Origin of the sequence: Mycobacterium branderi (assembly GCF_010728725.1) — a bacterium.
In the GTDB taxonomy this organism is placed as follows: Bacteria; Actinomycetota; Actinomycetes; order Mycobacteriales; family Mycobacteriaceae; genus Mycobacterium; species Mycobacterium branderi.
Map to the genome: position 1 here is coordinate 1,381,112 of NZ_AP022606.1, position 16,624 is coordinate 1,397,735.

General features: G+C 66.4%; 18 protein-coding genes and 1 pseudogene. 10 read left to right on the forward strand and 9 right to left on the reverse strand.

All coding sequences use genetic code 11. The features are described 5' to 3' along the window. Nucleotides 1-25: 25 nt before the first annotated feature. The 3 genes from G6N47_RS07165 to G6N47_RS07175 are packed head-to-tail and all read left to right on the forward strand — an operon-like array spanning nucleotide 26 to nucleotide 2,427. Complete coding sequence (locus G6N47_RS07165; RefSeq protein WP_083134076.1) at nucleotides 26-700, forward strand: TetR family transcriptional regulator; 675 nt, start codon at nucleotides 26-28, stop codon at nucleotides 698-700. Between the two features lie 9 nt (nucleotides 701-709). Continuing rightward, nucleotides 710-1,387 carry a DUF427 domain-containing protein gene (locus G6N47_RS07170; protein WP_083134077.1) on the forward strand — a complete coding sequence of 226 codons (678 nt, stop codon included), beginning with the start codon at nucleotides 710-712 and terminating at the stop codon, nucleotides 1,385-1,387. Continuing rightward, on the forward strand, nucleotides 1,375-2,427 hold the full coding sequence (locus tag G6N47_RS07175) for a DUF4185 domain-containing protein (protein ID WP_083134078.1): 1,053 nt from the start codon (nucleotides 1,375-1,377) through the stop codon (nucleotides 2,425-2,427). The genes G6N47_RS07170 and G6N47_RS07175 overlap by 13 nt, the downstream gene beginning before the upstream one ends. On the opposite strand, the gene G6N47_RS07180 is transcribed toward G6N47_RS07175, so the two are convergent. From G6N47_RS07180 to G6N47_RS07190, 3 genes are read right to left on the reverse strand one after another with little or no spacing between them, the layout of a single operon-like run. Beyond that, the gene (locus G6N47_RS07180; RefSeq protein WP_083134079.1) at nucleotides 2,406-2,732 is read right to left on the reverse strand and encodes a hypothetical protein; all 327 of its coding nucleotides are present in this window, start codon (nucleotides 2,730-2,732) and stop codon (nucleotides 2,406-2,408) included. The two genes, G6N47_RS07175 and G6N47_RS07180, sit on opposite strands and share 22 nt — an antisense overlap. A gap of 41 nt (nucleotides 2,733-2,773) precedes the next feature. Next, a complete protein-coding gene (locus G6N47_RS07185) occupies nucleotides 2,774-3,526 on the reverse strand; it encodes an SDR family NAD(P)-dependent oxidoreductase (RefSeq protein WP_083134080.1) in 753 nt (250 codons plus the stop codon). A gap of 9 nt (nucleotides 3,527-3,535) precedes the next feature. After that, nucleotides 3,536-4,150, reverse strand: coding sequence for a GNAT family N-acetyltransferase (locus tag G6N47_RS07190; RefSeq protein WP_083134081.1), 615 nt, complete (start codon nucleotides 4,148-4,150; stop codon nucleotides 3,536-3,538). Nucleotides 4,151-4,183: 33 nt separating this feature from the next. Between G6N47_RS07190 and G6N47_RS07195 the strand changes: the two genes are divergently transcribed. Then, the gene (locus G6N47_RS07195; RefSeq protein WP_083134082.1) at nucleotides 4,184-5,473 is read left to right on the forward strand and encodes an acyl-CoA dehydrogenase family protein; all 1,290 of its coding nucleotides are present in this window, start codon (nucleotides 4,184-4,186) and stop codon (nucleotides 5,471-5,473) included. On the opposite strand, the gene G6N47_RS07200 is transcribed toward G6N47_RS07195, so the two are convergent. Both G6N47_RS07200 and G6N47_RS07205 read right to left on the reverse strand, forming a co-directional pair. Then, on the reverse strand, nucleotides 5,470-6,372 hold the full coding sequence (locus tag G6N47_RS07200) for an alpha/beta fold hydrolase (protein WP_083134083.1): 903 nt from the start codon (nucleotides 6,370-6,372) through the stop codon (nucleotides 5,470-5,472). The two genes, G6N47_RS07195 and G6N47_RS07200, sit on opposite strands and share 4 nt — an antisense overlap. A 10-nt stretch (nucleotides 6,373-6,382) precedes the next feature. Continuing rightward, a complete protein-coding gene (locus tag G6N47_RS07205; protein ID WP_083134084.1) occupies nucleotides 6,383-6,838 on the reverse strand; it encodes a MaoC family dehydratase in 456 nt (151 codons plus the stop codon). 38 nt (nucleotides 6,839-6,876) lie between these two features. On the opposite strand from G6N47_RS07205, the gene G6N47_RS07210 reads away from it, so the two are divergent. From G6N47_RS07210 to G6N47_RS07225, 4 genes are all read left to right on the forward strand, one after another. After that, a complete protein-coding gene (locus tag G6N47_RS07210; protein WP_083134085.1) occupies nucleotides 6,877-7,104 on the forward strand; it encodes a hypothetical protein in 228 nt (75 codons plus the stop codon). 14 nt (nucleotides 7,105-7,118) lie between these two features. Beyond that, the gene (locus G6N47_RS07215; RefSeq protein WP_083134086.1) at nucleotides 7,119-7,616 is read left to right on the forward strand and encodes a metallophosphoesterase family protein; all 498 of its coding nucleotides are present in this window, start codon (nucleotides 7,119-7,121) and stop codon (nucleotides 7,614-7,616) included. 208 nt (nucleotides 7,617-7,824) lie between these two features. After that, a complete protein-coding gene (gene ag85C / locus G6N47_RS07220) occupies nucleotides 7,825-8,817 on the forward strand; it encodes a diacylglycerol acyltransferase/mycolyltransferase Ag85C (RefSeq protein ID WP_083134087.1) in 993 nt (330 codons plus the stop codon). A gap of 163 nt (nucleotides 8,818-8,980) precedes the next feature. Continuing rightward, the gene (locus G6N47_RS07225) at nucleotides 8,981-9,433 is read left to right on the forward strand and encodes a DUF1942 domain-containing protein (RefSeq protein WP_083134088.1); all 453 of its coding nucleotides are present in this window, start codon (nucleotides 8,981-8,983) and stop codon (nucleotides 9,431-9,433) included. Between the two features lie 57 nt (nucleotides 9,434-9,490). On the opposite strand, the pseudogene G6N47_RS30285 reads toward G6N47_RS07225, so the two are convergent. The 4 genes and pseudogenes from G6N47_RS30285 to G6N47_RS07240 form a co-directional block, all read right to left on the reverse strand. Further along, nucleotides 9,491-9,586, reverse strand: a pseudogene (locus G6N47_RS30285) (DUF1275 domain-containing protein); the annotation flags it as partial. Nucleotides 9,587-9,610: 24 nt separating this feature from the next. Then, nucleotides 9,611-10,927, reverse strand: coding sequence for a maltokinase N-terminal cap-like domain-containing protein (locus G6N47_RS07230; protein WP_083134089.1), 1,317 nt, complete (start codon nucleotides 10,925-10,927; stop codon nucleotides 9,611-9,613). Next, nucleotides 10,924-12,693 (reverse strand): maltose alpha-D-glucosyltransferase, encoded by a 1,770-nt coding sequence (gene treS / locus G6N47_RS07235; protein ID WP_276036493.1) that lies wholly within the window; start codon nucleotides 12,691-12,693, stop codon nucleotides 10,924-10,926. The genes G6N47_RS07230 and treS overlap by 4 nt, the downstream gene beginning before the upstream one ends. A 96-nt stretch (nucleotides 12,694-12,789) precedes the next feature. Continuing rightward, on the reverse strand, nucleotides 12,790-13,848 hold the full coding sequence (locus tag G6N47_RS07240; RefSeq protein WP_083134126.1) for a S1C family serine protease: 1,059 nt from the start codon (nucleotides 13,846-13,848) through the stop codon (nucleotides 12,790-12,792). A gap of 130 nt (nucleotides 13,849-13,978) precedes the next feature. On the opposite strand from G6N47_RS07240, the gene G6N47_RS07245 reads away from it, so the two are divergent. Both G6N47_RS07245 and G6N47_RS07250 read left to right on the forward strand, forming a co-directional pair. Continuing rightward, nucleotides 13,979-14,395, forward strand: a complete 417-nt coding sequence (locus G6N47_RS07245; protein WP_083134127.1) for a TIGR03668 family PPOX class F420-dependent oxidoreductase — start codon at nucleotides 13,979-13,981, stop codon at nucleotides 14,393-14,395. A gap of 89 nt (nucleotides 14,396-14,484) precedes the next feature. Next, complete coding sequence (locus tag G6N47_RS07250) at nucleotides 14,485-16,620, forward strand: elongation factor G-like protein EF-G2 (protein WP_083134091.1); 2,136 nt, start codon at nucleotides 14,485-14,487, stop codon at nucleotides 16,618-16,620. The last annotated feature ends 4 nt before the right edge of the window (nucleotides 16,621-16,624 follow it).

A 16,624-nucleotide genomic window follows, 5' to 3' on the forward strand; every position in this document is an offset into this window, starting at 1 on the left:
GCAGCTCTGTGGTAGGGTTCACACAGTGAACAACCGTATGCCTAGCTCGCGGCCACGCCGGTCGAGCCATGGGCGTACCCGGGAAAGCCCGTCGCGGGAGGAGCGCAAGGAGGCGACGCGGCGCGCCATCATCGCCGCCGCCCTCAAGCTGCTCGACGAGCGCAGCTTCGGCAGCCTGAGCCTGCGTGAGGTGACGCGCGAGGCCGGCATCGTGCCGGCGGCGTTCTACCGTCATTTCGAGTCGATGGAAGCCCTGGGCCTGGTCCTGATCGACGAGTCGTTCCGCACCTTGCGGGACATGCTGCGTGGCGCGCGGGCAGGCAAACTCGACCCCAACCGGGTGATCGAGTCGTCGGTGGAGATCGTGGTCGCGAGCATCGCCGAACGACGCGAGCACTGGCGGTTCATCGCCCGGGAACGCTCCAGCGGCGTCACGGTTTTGCGGTACGCGATCCGCACCGAACTGCGGCTCATCACATCCGAGTTGGCGACGGACCTTGCCCGCTTCGACGGGCTCAACACCTGGAGCACCGAGGACCTCAACGTGCTGGCGACGCTGTTCGTCAACTCGATGATCGTCATCGCCGAGGCCATCGAGGATGCCCAGGGCGCCGAGGCGCTGGAAGAAATCCGCCGGACAGCGGTCAAGCAGCTGCGGATGATCGCCGTGGGTGTCGCGGGGTGGCGCAGCAGTCCATAGGTTGGGCGGATGGCCATCAAGATGCGCGATCTGCTTGCCGGCGCACTGGGATCACTGCGCTACGAGCCAACCGAGAAGCGGCTTCGGGTTTACCGTGCCGGTCAACTGGTCGCCGACACGCGAAACGGGCTGCTGGTGTGGCAGTCCGGCCGGGTGGTGCCGACGTATGCGGTGCCGGAATCCGACGTGGTGGCGCGGCTGGATCCCGTGGCGGCGTCCCGCTCCGACGACCCTGATCTGGCCGGTTACCTCATCCTCGACTTCGGCGCCTTCGAGTGGCGCGAGGAGGACGAGCAGATCGTCGCCCACCCGCACGACCCGTTCAAACGCATCGACATCCTGGCCAGCAGCCGGCATGTCCGAATCGAGTCCGAGGGCCGGCTGCTGGCCGAATCGTCGCGGTCGCTGCTGTTGTTCGAAACTCTGCTGCCGATCCGCTACTACCTGCCGCGCGCCGACGTCGTCGTCGACCTGCAACCCAGCGATACCGTCACCTACTGCGCGTACAAGGGCCGGGCGTCGTACTTCTCGGTGCCGGACGGACCGGCGGATGTGGCGTGGACGTATCGCGCGCCGCTGCGGGAGGCCGAACCGGTGCGAGACCGTATCGCCTTTTTCAACGAGAAGGTCGACGTCACCGTCGACGGCCGACGTCAGGAACGGCCCGTCACGCCATGGTCCGGCTAAGCCACGACGGCAAGCTGGCCGACATCACCGGTCCCGGCATCACCGACCGGTGGGGTGTCACGTGCACCGATCTCGGCGCGTCGGTGCTCGCACCCAACGGGGCGCTGGTGTCGGTGTTCGGAGATACGTTCTCCGGCAACAGAGTTGGCGATGGTGAGTGGCGCTCGCCGGTGATCCTGATCGGCACCGGGGACGCCGCGCGTCCGATCCGTTACCAGCGGGCCGGCGGCCCCGACCCCGATTACGCGCGGCAGCTGTGGCCGTACACGCATCGGACTGGCCGTATCCGCCGCGGCATCAGCACGGTGATCCCGTCGGATCTGCTGCGCGTCGACGACGCCTTGTACCTGCATGCGATCGTCAACCGCGGTTTCGGCAACGTCGTCTGGACCGAGTTGTGGAAATCCGACGACAACGGCATCACGTGGCGGCGCTTCGGCGACACATTCCCGGCCGACCTGCATGGCGGCCACGCGCAATGCTGGTCGTGGGACTACGACCCCGACGACGGCTGGGTGTATGTGGTCTCCACCGGATTTCAGCGCGACAAGGGCGTGGTCCTGCGACGGGTCCGGCCCGCTTACCTCGGTGACCCGGACCGGTACCGGGCGTGGGGTTACCGCGACGGTCGCTGGACCTGGCGGCGCGACCCGACGCCGATCACGCCCGACGGCGAAACCTGGGGCGAGCTGTCGCTGCGGCGGCTGGCGCCCGGCAAGTGGATCCTGGGCGGGTTCCTGTCGTCGAAATACGCGCTGGGCTACCGGGTGGTCGACTCGCCCACGACGACGCGGGACGCGCCGCTGCAACTGCCGGTCGTCGGGTCGGCGTGGGACGCCGAGGACCACACCCAAAGCCGGGTCGCGCAGTTGTACGGCGGGTATGTGCTGCCGGGTTCGCGGTTGGACCGCGCGGGCGGTGTCGGGTTGGTCGTGTCGCAGTGGAACACCGCGCGCGGCTGGCCTTATCGGGCGATGCAGTTTCGGGTGACCCTGCGCGACACCACCGGCTCGGTGTCTTACTCGTCGACGACGTCGTAGAGCGAGCCGCCGTCCTCGGGGGTGCCGTCGATCTGTCCCCGGTGCCTGCGCGCTGGACCGTCGTCGGCTGGCGTTTCGTCGCTGACGACGTCCGGTTCTTCTGCGGCGAGCTTGTCGTCGAGGGATTCACCCTCCTCTTCCTCGCGCTGAGTCATCCCGAATTTGTCGGCCTCACTCCAGTCGTCCGGCGGGTCGACGACGATGTCGCCGTCGTCGTTGCGCACCTCGTCGGAGTCGGTGGACTCGCTCGGGTTCAGGGTGTCGCCGAGGCCGCCTTCCTCGGGGTGCTCCGATGGGTCGGTCATGGCCACCGGTTGCCCGTGGGGTGCGGGCGCTAAACCGCGTCTTAGAAGTCGAGTGGGTAGCCGCCACTGACCTTGAGGGTTTCGCCGGTGATGAACGAGGCGTCGTCGGAGCAGAGATAAAGCATGGCCGACACCACGTCGTCCATGGTGCCCAGCCGGTGCACCAGCTGGCGCTCGCGCACGATGTCGTCGACGAGGGCGTGCGGCAGATCGGCCAGCGCGTTCTCGGTGTTCATCAGGCCGGGGGCAATCCCGTTGACCCGGATCCGGTCGGGCGCCAGCTCAGAGGCGAAGGCGACCGTCAGCCCGCGCACCGCGAGCTTGGACACCCCGTAGGGGCTGACGTTCATGAAACCGGCGATCGACGAGATGTTCAGCACGACGCCGCCGCCGCGATCGCGCATCGAATCCCGGCACGCCAGAATGCAATTGATGATTCCGATGACGTTGACGTCGAACAGTTCGCGGATGTCGTCGCGAGACAGCATGCCGAACGGCTGGTTGTACTTCATCAGGTGCCGGCCGGCGTTGTTGATCAGGATGTCGATTCCACCGAACTTCTCGATCGTGACGCCGACCGCGGTGTCCACCTGCTGCTCGTCGGCGACATCGCAGGGCACCGCAATCGCCCGAGCGCCTTGCGACGTCAGCTCGGCGACGGTGCGCTCAGCCGTCTCAGCGTCGATGTCCATGATCGCGACGCAAGCACCCTCGGCCGTCAGCGCCCGCGCGAACGCGCGCCCGAATCCGATCGCGCCGCCGGTGATGACGGCGGTTCTGCCGCGGAAGCGCACGCGCCAACGCTACCTAGGAGCCCGCCACATCGGCCACAGCGTCGGCCCGCCGTCCGGCAGCACCATCTCGCCGGTGACCGTGAAGCCGAAGCGTTCGTAGTACGGCACGTTTTCGGGTTTGCTGGATTCCAGGTACGCCGGGCAGTGCTCGGCATCGCAGCGGTCCAACCGCGAGCGCATCAACGCCTGCCCGAACCCGCGCCCCCGTACCGCGGTGTCGCTCCCGATCGTGGCCAAATACCAGTGCGGCTCTTCGGGGTGGTGCAGCTTCATCAGGCTCAGCAGTTGGGCGAATTTCCGGGCGACGGCGGGCCGCAGCCCGAAACCCCTGATGAGCGACGGCGCCATCACCAGCTGCTCCCATGCCGACTGCTTCCAGCGGTTCGGTGGATCCCACAGCGCCGCGGCGCCGATCTCCGGGCCGTCGCAGGCGACCTCGACTCCGCGGCCCGCAAGGTGGTGGTGCCGCGTCGCCGTCGCGAAAAACTTGTGCAGATGCGCTGCGCGCCTCTTGTCGTCGGGCATGATCCAGGTCGCTACCGGATCGTCGTGGAAGGCGCGGCCCAGCGTCGCCGCCAGTGCGGGGATGTCGGCTTTGCGGGCGGGGCGCGTCTGGATCGTCACAACGGCAACGCTAGCGACCTAGGCTGGGGGACTATGTGGGACTTCGAAACGGACCCCGAATACCAGCAGAAACTGGACTGGGTCGAGCAGTTCATGGTCGACGAGCTCGAGCCGCTGGATCTGGTGGCACTCGATCCGTACGACAAGAAAAATCCCGAGACCATGGCGGTCCTGCGTCCGCTGCAGCGCAAGGTCAAAGAACAGGGCCTGTGGGCCGCCCACCTGACACCCGAGCTGGGTGGGCAGGGCTACGGGCAGGTCAAGCTGGCGTTGCTCAACGAGATCATCGGCCGGTCCCGTTGGGCGCCATCGGTTTTCGGTTGCCAGGCACCGGATTCCGGCAACGCCGAGATCCTCGCGATGTTCGGCACCGACGAGCAGAAGGCCCGCTATCTGCAGCCGCTGCTCGACGGTGAAATCAGCTCCTGCTATTCGATGACCGAACCGCAGGGCGGCTCCGATCCGGGAATGTTCGTCACCCGCGCCGAGCGCGACGGCGAGGACTGGGTGATCAACGGCGAGAAGTGGTTTTCGTCCAACGCCAAACACGCGACGTTTTTCATCGTCATGGCGGTCACCAATCCCGAAGCGCGCACCCGGGAAAAGATGTCGCTGTTCATCGTGCCCGCCGAAACACCCGGCATCGAGATCGTCCGCAACGTCGGGGTGGGCACGGACTCGCACGCCAGCCACGGCTACGTCCGCTACACCGACGTGCGGGTGCCGGCCGACCATGTGCTCGGCGGCGAAGGACAGGCGTTCGCGATCGCGCAGACCCGACTGGGCGGCGGGCGCATCCATCACGCGATGCGCACAATTGCCTTGGCGCGCCGGGCCTTCGACATGATGTGCGAGCGGGCGGTGTCGCGGCAGACGCGGTTCGGACGGCTGGGCGATCTGCAGATGACGCAGGAGAAGATCGCTGACAGCTGGATCCAGATCGAGCAGTTCCGGCTGCTCGTGCTGCGCACCGCCTGGCTGATCGACAAGCATCACGACTACCAGAAGGTGCGCCGTGACATCGCGGCGGTGAAAGTCGCGATGCCGCAGGTGCTGCACGACGTGGTGCAGCGCGCGATGCATCTCCACGGCGCGCTCGGGGTTTCCAACGAAATGCCGTTCGTCAAGATGATGGTTGCCGCCGAGTCGCTGGGCATCGCCGACGGCGCCACCGAGCTGCACAAGATGACGGTCGCGCGCCGCACCCTGCGCGAATACGAGCCGGTATCAACGCCTTTCCCGTCGCAGCATCTGCCTACCCGGAAGGCCGAAGCGGAAGCCTTACTGGCGAAACGACTCGAGCACGCGGTCGCCGAGTTCTAGCGAGCGGACGCCGATTCGACGTGGGTCAGAAAGTGGGCCAGCACCGCGTCGGGCGCTTCCAGTTGCGGCCAATGCCCGATGTCGTCGTCGAGCATCACGACATCAGGTTCGGGTATCACCTCGGCGTAGCGACGCGCCATGTGAGCACCGGAATTGGGGTCGACGGGCCCGTCGATCAACCTCATCGGCACCGTGGTCTGCCGCATGGCACGCACCCACCGGTTGCGGTGGGTATAGCGGTCGTTGATGAAGCGGCCGACCTTGTGCAGCACCCGGCGGCCGTCGTTGTAGTCCAGGATCTGGTTGAAGACATCCATCATCTGCCGCGTCGGCTGGGTGTTCGGGCCGAACATTTCGCGCAACGTGGGCTCCAGGAGCCGACGCGAGAGCGGGCTGTTCTGGACATGACTGAAGATGTCGCCCAACGGCGTCCGTGACATCAGCTTCTGCGCCACCCGCGGCGTGTAGGACTCGACGAACATGCCTCCGTTGAGCCAGGTGATCGAGTCGATGCTCAACTCGCCATAAGCCTGCTGACCAAACTCGTTGCGGGCCAATAGTTCCTGGCCTACCGAATCGCCGATGTCGTGGGCCATGATGTGCGCGTTGCCGACTCCCAAGTGGGCCAGCAGCGCCTCATGCATGTCGGCGTGGTCGTGCACCGAGTATTCGTAGGCGACGGGCTTGGCGGAGAAGCCCATGCCCATCATGTCCGGTGCGATCACGGTGAACCGTTGCGTCAGCTCCGGCCAGATCAACGCCCAGTCGTAGGAGTTGAACGGATAGCCGTGGATCAGCAGCAGCGGAGGTCCACTGCCTTCCGTGCGGTAGAAGACGTCGAAGCCGAGGTAGTCGAAGTGCCGTCCGGCGGCCAGCCAGGATGCCAGTCCAGCGTCCACAGGCGACAGCCTACGAGATGTAGCGCACCACGCTTTCGGCGACGCAGGCCGGCTTGGGCGACCCCTCGATCTCGACTACGGTCGACATGGTGGCCTGCACTGAGCCGTTGCCGAGGTCTTCGACATCGACCAACGACGTCTCCGCCCGCACCTTCGATCCCACCGGCACGGGCGCCGGGAAGCGAACTTTGTTGAGCCCGTAGTTGATTGCCAACTTGATGCCGTTGACCGTATAGATCTGGTGCTGCAATCGCGGCAGTAGCGAAAGCGTCATGAAACCGTGCGCGATGGTGGTGCCGAATGGGCCTTTCGCCGCCCGTTCCGGGTCCACGTGGATCCACTGGTGATCCCCGGTGGCGTCGGCGAACAGGTTGACGTCCTCTTGGGTAATGGTCACCCACTCGCTTTGCCCGATGGACTGTCCCTTGGCGGCGGCGAGGTCGGCAACTGACTCGAAGGTGCGCATGCGGGTAAGCATAGTGCGGCGCGGGTAACCACCTTCTCATGGTTGAACGCAAAGGCGATCGCAAGCGCGGCGAAGCCGGGCGCAGCGGGTCGCCGCGACAAACCCAAGGCCAGAGGACCGAATCCGATGTCGAGGCGGAGTCCCACGAGACCCGCTCACGTGCAAGTGAAGGCGCCGACGACGGTAAATACGTCGGGCGCACGGATCCCGACGACGCTCTCGACGTCGGCGAGACCGGAGCGGAAGCACGCAGCCGCGACGGCTGACCGAGAATGACTACGTGAGGCTGCTGCTGCTCGCCGACACGCACGTTCCGCTGCGGGCCAGAGATCTCCCCGACCAGGTGTGGGACGAAGTGGCGAGGGCCGACGTCGTCTTTCACGCCGGCGACTGGGTGGCACCCGAGCTGCTCGACACAGTGGAGTCGCGCGCCGCGCGGCTGGTGGCGTGCTGGGGCAACAACGACGGACCGGAGCTGAGGGCCCGGCTGCCGGAACGCGCCGACGTGACGCTGGCCGGGCTGCGCTTCACCGTCGTCCACGAGACCGGGGCCGCGACCGGCCGGGAGGGCCGGATGTCGCGGATCTATCCGGACACCGACGTGCTGGTCTTCGGCCACAGCCACATCCCGTGGGATACCACCGCGAAATCCGGTCTGCGACTGCTGAATCCGGGTTCGCCGACTGACCGGCGCCGCCAGCCGGCCTGCACATACATGACCGCCACGGTTAACGACGGTGTGTTGACCGATGTCGTCCTGCACCCGGTACAGCGATAACCGTTGCGTTAGAGGCAAATTGGCCCTCGCAGCAGCCGTCGAAATGTAACCGTTATCTTCGAGTCCCCGCCGTCGCTCAATCGTTAGCCAACCGCGACATCCCACCCCGTGGCGACAAACGGGTTTCACCACGCGGGCGTGTTTGACTGCGACGGACAGCTATTCGACCGCATATTGCGGCAGATGAAAGTTGGGATAGGTAGGAGCTATGAAGTTCGTTGAGAAGTTACGAGGCGCGGCGACACGCTTGCCGCGTCGGCTGACGATCGCCGCCTTGGGCGCAATCTTGCTGCCCGGTCTGGTCGGTATCGTCGGCGGCTCGGCGACCGCGGGGGCGTTCTCCAAACCGGGCCTGCCGGTCGAGTACCTGCAGGTGCCCTCGCCGTCGATGGGCCACGACATCAAGGTTCAATTCCAGGGCGGTGGGCCGCGCGCGGTGTACCTGCTAGACGGGCTGCGCGCCCAGGACGACTACAACGGCTGGGACATCAACACTCCCGCGTTCGAGGAGTTCTACCAGTCGGGGCTGTCGGTGATCATGCCCGTCGGCGGCCAGTCCAGCTTCTACACCGACTGGTATCAGCCCGCCTGCGGCAAGGCCGGTTGCCAGACCTACAAGTGGGAGACATTTTTGACCCGGGAAATGCCGGCGTGGCTGCAGGCCAACAAGGGTGTCTCGCCGACGGGCAACGCCGCAGTGGGTCTGTCGATGTCGGGTGGCTCGGCGCTGATCCTGGCGGCCTACTACCCGCAGCAGTTCTCGTACGCCGGTTCGCTGTCGGGCTTCTTGAACCCCTCCGAGGGGTGGTGGCCGACGCTGATCGGTTTTGCGATGGGCGATGCCGGCGGCTACAACGCCAACAACATGTGGGGTCCGTCCAGCGACCCGGCGTGGAAGCGCAACGACCCGATGCTGCAGATCCCGCGGCTGGTCGCCAACAACACGCGGGTCTGGGTGTACTGCGGTAACGGCACACCCAACGAGATCGGCGGCGACAGCATGCCGGCCAAGTTCCTGGAGAGCTTCACCCTGCGCACCAACGAAGCCTTCCGGGACAACTACATCGCCGCCGGCGGCAGGAACGGTGTGTTCAACTTCCCCACCAACGGCACGCACGACTGGGGCTATTGGAACCAGCAGCTGGTGGCCATGAAGCCGGACATCCAGCGGGTGCTGAACGGCGCACCGAACCCCGCCTGACGCGCGGCGATCGCAAGACATCGGCGGCAGCGCTCCCCCGGCGCTGCCGCCGATTTCTTTGTGGCACACCGCAAGTTGAGTCAGGCTGCGCGGAGGTTTGAAATCCCTACAGGCTGGGTACAGCGCCAAGACCACAGGAACATCACGGAAGGAGTTTGACGTAATGTTCTCAGGGATCGCAATCAAGACGGCGACGGCTGCCGTCGGCATTGCAGCGGCTGGAATCCTAACTGCCACACCGGCTTTGGCGGATCCGCAAGTCGTGGGGTTCGGCCAGTCGGCAGAAATTCCCAGCCCAGGTGGAGCCATCAACTACACCGTGAGCAACTTGCAACCCAGCGGCCACAACGACGGCATCTGGTACTCCGATGTAACGGCCGCGGCCGTGAGCGGCACCCCGACCCCGAATATCGCCGACTTCAACGCGCGTGCGGTCAACAGTTCGACCTACGCGGTCATGAAGGGCAACGAGGTCGACGGCCTTCCCAACCAGCCCATCGCGTCGGGCAGCCAATCAAGCGGAAGGTTGTACTTCGACGTCAAAGGCGGGACGGCGCCCGATAGTGTCGTGTACCGGGATGCCGCAGGCATCGACAAGGTCGTCTGGAAAAGCTGACTGACCCGCACACCCGCCGAACGTGCACTGGCGGTGGCGATTTCGCGATTTTTTCGCCGTGAGTACACGCTCGGCGTCGTGGGCCGCGCCTACTCCCAGTAGCCCGGCCAACGCGGCCAACACCCACGACAGCTTGGCTTCACTGTCGTACATCCTGCGAAGACGAATCACGCGAGCTCAGGCGGCAGTCAAGCGGGCGATCGACCGCAGCGGTATCGGCAGCCAGCCGGGCCGGTGACGCGACTCGTAGCCGGTCTCGTAGACCGCCTTGTCCAGCTCGTAGGCGGCCAGCACCGCCGACGAGTCGCGCGGGTCGACGCCGGACGCGGCGGCGTAACCGTCGCAAAACGCCGTCTGGTTGCGTTCGACCCACTCGCGGGCCCGCGCGGCCAGCTGCTTGTCGGCGGCCTGGTCCACCAACTGCCCGTAGGCGGCGTATTCGAACGAGCGCAGCACGCCGGCCACGTCGCGCAGCGGGGAATCCGGCGCGCGACGCTCCTCCAGCGGCTGGCCCGGCTCACCCTCGAAGTCGATCAGCAGCCAGGTCTCCGGGGTGCGCAGCACCTGGCCCAGATGCAAGTCGCCGTGGATGCGCTGCACGGTGATGGTCTCGTGCGCCAGCTTGCCGAACTGCTCCTCGATGGTCGTCACGTACTCCCCCAGCTCGGGCACGGTGGCCGCCGTCGCCGCCAATCGGGCCAGCATGTTCTCGACCGGGAACGTGCCCTGTTCGGTGCCCAGCGTTTCGGCCAGCGTGGCGTGCACCGAGGCGACGGCCTCGCCGAGCCGGTGGGCTTCGCCGGCGAAGTCGCCGCCCACCTCGTGGGCGTACAGGTCGCCCTCGGCGAACAGATCCCGCACGCTGGCGGTCGCCATCGCCCATCCCTCGGCCGCGTTGGCGGCATACTCGGTCGCCATGCCGAGCGACCAGGACGCGCCCTGGTCCCCGGTCAACTCATAGCTGCCGAGCAGCCGGGCCACGTGCGGATTGCCGGCGCGCGCCAGCACGCGGTTCAGCTCGACGTCGGGGTTGACGCCGGGAATCACTCGGCGGAACACCTTGAGGATGGCGTCGCGGTCGAAGATCACGCTGGTGTTGCTCTGCTCGGCATCCGACATCCGCGGGTGCGCTTCCAACGGCAGCGTGGCGTCCGGCTCCTTGGCGAAGGCCACGTTGCCGCGCGTCGCCGAGGCGTCGATCAACGACAGCAGGGTCTTGGCGGCGGCCGGGTCGTAAAGCGCGTCATAGGCGGTGCGGTCGTTGTCGGCGCCGATGGTGGCGACGCTGCTGTATTCGACGACGGGCGTGACGTCCCAGCTGACGATCACTTGATAGCGCTCCGCTGAACCGTCGGCGTAGCTGACGTCGACCAGTGCCAGGTCGAGATCGTCGCCCAGCGGGATCACCAGGCCCGCTTCGGCGGTGGACAGTTCGCGGTTGCGTCCGGCGTACCAGCGTTGCTGCGGAAGCCATTCTGACCACGGCAAATTCATTGCGACTCCTCAGACTCGCGCAGCTGAAACCAGTAAAACCCGTTTCCCGGCAAGGTCAGCAGATATGGCAGCTGGCCTATGGATGGGAATTCCACATGGCCGGTCAATTCAATCGGCGTATAGCCGCTCCAGTGCTGCAGGTTCAATTCGATGGGTTGCGGGAAGCGGGACAGGTTGTTGACGCACAGCACCACGTCGTCGTCGGCTTGGCGCACGTAGGCCAGCACCGACGGGTTGGATCCGCCCATTTCCTCGAACGTCCCGACCGCAAACGCGCTGTGACGGCGTCGCACCGCCAGCATGGTGCGAGTCCAGTTGAGCAACGACGTCGAGGTGTCCCGCTGTGCCTCCACGTTGACGGCCTGATAGCCGTAGACCGGGTCCTGGATCGGCGGCAGGTAGAGCCGACCCGGGTTGGCGGTGGAGAAGCCGGCGTTGCGGTCCGGCGTCCACTGCATCGGGGTGCGAACCCCGTCGCGGTCACCGAGCCAGATGACGTCGCCCATGCCGATTTCGTCGCCGTAGTAGAGCACCGGCGAGCCGGGCAGCGACAGCAGCAGCGCGGTGAACAACTCCATCTGGTCGCGATCTTTCTCCAGCAGCGACGCCAGCCTGCGGCGAATACCCACATTCGCCTTCATCCGCGGGTCTTTGGCGTACTCGGAGTACATGTAGTCCCGCTCTTCGTCGGTGACCATCTCCAGCGTCAACTCGTCGTGGTTGCGCAGGAAAATCCCCCACTGCGCCATCTTCGGGATGGGCGGCGTCTGGGCCAGGATCTCCGAGATCGGGAACCGCGACTCGCGGCGAACGGCCATGAAGATGCGGGGCATCAGCGGGAAGTGGAACGCCATGTGGCATTCGTCGCCGCCGGTGTCGGGGTCGCCGAAATACTCGACGACGTCGCTGGGCCACTGGTTGGCCTCCGCCAACAGCACCCGGCCCGGGAACTCGTCGTCGACCACTTTGCGGACACGCTTGAGGAAGGCGTGCGTTTCGGGCAAGTTCTCGCAGTTGGTGCCCTCGCGCTCGAACAGGTACGGCACGGCGTCCAGCCGGAACCCGTCGATGCCGAGGTCCAGCCAAAACCGCATGACGTCGAGCATCGCCTCCTGAACGGCGGGGTTGTCGTAGTTCAGGTCGGGCTGATGCGAGAAGAACCGGTGCCAGTAGAACTGGCGGCGCACCGGATCGTAGGTCCAGTTGGATTCCTCGGTGTCGACGAAGATGATCCGCGCGTCGGCGTAGCGATCGCTGGTGTCGCTCCACACGTAGTAATCCCCGTACGGCCCGTCAGGGTCGTGGCGAGATTCCTGGAACCAGGGGTGCGAGTCCGACGTGTGGTTCATCACCAAGTCGGTGATGATTCGGATGCCGCGGCGGTGCGCGGCGTCGACCAGCGCGACGAAGTCGTCGACGGTCCCGAACTCCGGCAGCACCTTGTAGAAGTCGCGGATGTCGTAGCCGCCGTCGCGCAGCGGCGAGTCGTAGAACGGCGGCAGCCAGATGCAGTCGATGCCCAGCCATTGCAGGTAGTCGAGGCGCTCCATGAGCCCGCGCAGGTCACCGAACCCGTCGGCGTTGGAGTCGTAGAACGCCCGGACCAGCACTTCGTAGAAGACCGCGTGCTTGTACCAGGTCGGGTCGGCGGGCAGGACGGCGGCGTCGGCGAAGTCGTCGGCACTGGGGTGCTCGACGACGCCCGCTTGGACGTGGCTGCCCTCGGTCGGATCGTGTTCGACGCTGTTGTCGGCCTCGTTAGTCAAATCCACAGTTTTTCGCGTACCCCACACCGGACACACGGAATCGTCTGCGGCACGCCATCTTTGAGCGATACCTGCCAGTCGATATCCGCACTGATGTCAGCCGGGCGGCCCCGGTGCCAACGTCACGTTGGCGGTGCGCGGACCGCCCGCACCGCTTTGCAGCCCCAGCGCGATCGTGTCGCCAGGGTGGTGCTGGTCAAGGATATTCGTCAGCGCGGTGGCCGAGTTGACCGGGTTGTTGTCCACCGAGACGATCCGGTCCCCCGGCATGACTCCGGCCTGGGCCGCCGGAGCGTCGCGCAACACCCGCACCACCGCCGCGCCCTGGCCGCCTTGCGCGTCGGAGACGCCGACACCGAGGAAACCCGTCGGGCCGATATGCACCGTCGGCGACGCCGCACCCGAGCGGATCTGCCCGGCGATGGCCATGGCCTGGTTGATCGGGATCGCGAAACCCTCGCCGCGGCCCAGCTTGTAGTTCTCCGACGCGGCGGTGTTCATCCCGATCACCTGGTTGCCGGCGTTGACCGTGGGGCCGCCGGAGTCGCCCGGCCGGATCGGCGCGTCGACCTGGATCAGCCCGTTGAGGGTCTCCGAGCTGCCGGTCAGCGAGTCCGACGCCGACACGGTCTGGTTCAGCGCGACGACCTTGCCGGACACCGCGCTGGGAGTTCCGCCGGCACCGCCGGCATTGCCGAGCGAGACGATCGGGTCGCCGACCGCCACCGCCGAAGAGTCGCCCACGTTGGCCACCGGCAACCCGGACGCGCCGCCCAGTTGCAGCACCGCAATGTCATGGGTGCGGTCGTAGCCGATCACCTCGACGGGGTAGGTCTGGTTGTTGCCGATGTCGCGTGCGCTGATGTCGGTGGCCCCGGCGATGACATGGTTGTTGGTGAGCACCACACCGTTGGGGTCGATCACGATGCCGGTGCCCGCGCCCACCGCGCTCTGGTAGCCCATCTTGGTGTCGATGTCGACGATCTGCGGACCAACCTGCGACACCGTGGCCAGCGGGTCGGCCGGCGGGTTGGGCGCTGCAGGGGCAAACGGCGACGCGTATGCCGGCGCGGCCGCCAAGACCACTGCCAGTACCGACGCCACACTGAGTAACCACGACCACCACTGCGATGTTGGGCGGTGTGATCCGCTCATCCCGTCACCTCCTGCAAGGGTCAAGCCGTATTGCACGGTTTTTCGCAGCATACGGTGTCGACACCGGCTAGGGAGTAACCGCGGCGCCGTCTTGGCAAACTGAGCCGCCCGGAGTAATACGGTGGGCCTCGTGGTCGACTTCGACCCGAAGACCAGCTTTGCTTCGGCATCGGTGGCGCGGCTGGCGACCGTCGCGCCCGACGGCACGCCGCACCTGGTGCCGGTGGTGTTCGCGCTTCGTTTGTCGCGCGACGACGTCGTCTACACCGCGGTGGACGCCAAGCCCAAGTCCACCCGGCGGCTGCGCCGGCTGGCCAACATCGAGCACAATCCCCGGGTCAGCGTGCTCGTCGACCACTACGCCGACGACTGGGCGCAGTTGTGGTGGGTCCGCGCCGACGGCATCGCGCGGATCCACCGAACGGGCAACGCGCTGCAGGCCGGCTACGACTTGTTGCGTGCCAAATACCCCCAGTACCAATCGGTTCCGCTGGACGGCCCGGTGATCGCCGTCGCGGTCCGGCGGTGGAGCAGCTGGCATGCCTGACTGTCCGTGTTTTCGAAAGCCTTGTGCTGCGTGGGGGCAAAGGAGAAAGGTGGCGTACTAAGCGAGGCGGGTACGAGGAGAAACACGTCATGGCAGACAAGGCGAATACATCCCAAGGCGCAGGAGCCGCTCCCACCGCGGACAGTCCGGGCGCGATCCGCAACGTGGTGCTGGTCGGCCCGTCCGGCGGCGGCAAGACGACGCTTGTCGAGGCGCTGCTGGTGGCTTCCGGCGTGTTGTCGCGGGCCGGCACCGTCGCCGACGGGAACACGGTCTGCGACTACGACGACGCCGAAATCCGGCAGCAGCGCTCGGTCGGGCTCGCGCTGGCGTCACTGGCCCACAACGGCATCAAGATCAACCTGATCGACACCCCGGGATACGCCGATTTCGTCGGCGAACTGCGGGCCGGGCTGCGGGCCGCGGACTGCGCGCTGTTCGTGATCGCGGCCAACGAGGGTGTCGACGAGCCGACCAAGTCGCTGTGGCAGGAGTGCAGCCAGGTCGGCATGCCCCGCGCGGTGGTGATCACCAAACTCGACCACGCCCGCGCCAACTACCACAGCGCGCTGTCGGCGGCGCAAGATGCCTTCGGCGACAAGGTGTTACCGCTGTACCTGCCGGCCGGCAACGGCCTGATCGGCCTGCTGTCGCAGACGCATTACGAATACGACGGCAGCAAGCGGACCACGCATCCGCCGGACGCGTCGTACGCCGACCAGATCGAAGAGCTTCGCGGCTCTTTGATCGAAGGGATCATCGAGGAGTCCGAGGACGAGTCGCTGATGGACCGCTACCTCGGCGGCGAGACCATCGACGAGTCGGTGCTGATCGAGGACCTGGAGAAGGCGGTCGCGCGGGGTTCGTTCTTCCCGGTGATCCCGGTGTGCAGCGCGACCTGCGTGGGGACGCTGGAGTTGCTCGAGATCGCCACCCGCGGATTCCCGTCGCCGCTGGAACATCCACTGCCGGAGGTCTTTACGCCGCAGGGCGCATCGCACGCCAAACTGACCTGCGACCCCGACGGGCCGCTGCTTGCCGAGGTGGTGAAGACGACGTCGGACGCGTATGTCGGCAGGGTGAGCCTGGTCCGGGTGTTCTCCGGGACCATCAGGCCCGACACGACCGTTCACGTGTCGGGCCATTTTGCGTCGTTCTTCGGTGAGGCAAACAGCCACGCTGACCACGACGAGGACGAACGTATCGGCGCGCTGTCGTTCCCGCTCGGCAAGCAGCAGCGGCCGGCACCTGTGGTGCTGGCCGGCGACATCTGCGCGATCGGAAAGCTCAGCCGGGCGGAAACCGGGGACACGCTGTCCGACAAGGCCGAGCCGCTTGTGCTGAAACCCTGGACGATGCCCGAGCCGCTCCTGCCGGTGGCCGTCAAGGCCCACGCCAAGACCGACGAGGACAAGCTGTCGGTGGGGCTGGGACGGTTGGCGGCTGAGGACCCGACGCTGCGGATCGAGCAAAACCAGGAGACCCACCAGATTGTGCTGTGGTGCATGGGCGAGGCGCATGCCGGCGTGGTCCTCGACGGCCTGGCCAACCGCTACGGCGTCACAGTGGACACGGTGGAACTGCGGGTACCGCTGCGGGAAACGTTCGCCGGCATGGCGAAAGGCCATGGCCGCCACATCAAGCAGTCCGGCGGGCACGGCCAGTACGGAGTGTGCGACATCGAAGTCGAGCCGCTACCGGAGGGCTCCGGGTTCGAGTTCGTCGACAAGGTAGTCGGTGGCGCGGTGCCACGGCAGTTCATCCCCAGCGTGGAGAAGGGCGTGCGCGCGCAAATGGAAAAGGGGGTGGCGGCCGGCTATCCGGTGGTCGACATCCGGGTCACGCTGCTGGACGGCAAGGCGCACAGCGTCGACTCGTCGGATTTCGCGTTCCAGATGGCCGGCGCGCTGGCGTTGAAGGAAGCAGCCGCAGCCACCAAGGTGATCCTGCTCGAGCCGATCGACGAGATCTCGGTGCTGGTGCCCGACGATCTGGTGGGCGCGGTGATGGGTGATCTGTCCGGACGCCGGGGCCGGGTACTGGGCACCGACACCGCGGGCAACGAGCGCACGTTGGTGAAAGCCGAAGTGCCGCAAGTGGAATTGACCCGCTACGCCATCGACTTGCGGTCGCTGTCGCACGGCGCCGCGTCGTTCACCCGGTCGTTCGTCCGCTACGAGCCGATGCCGGAATCCGTTGCCTCCAAGGTGAAGACCGCGAGCTAACACC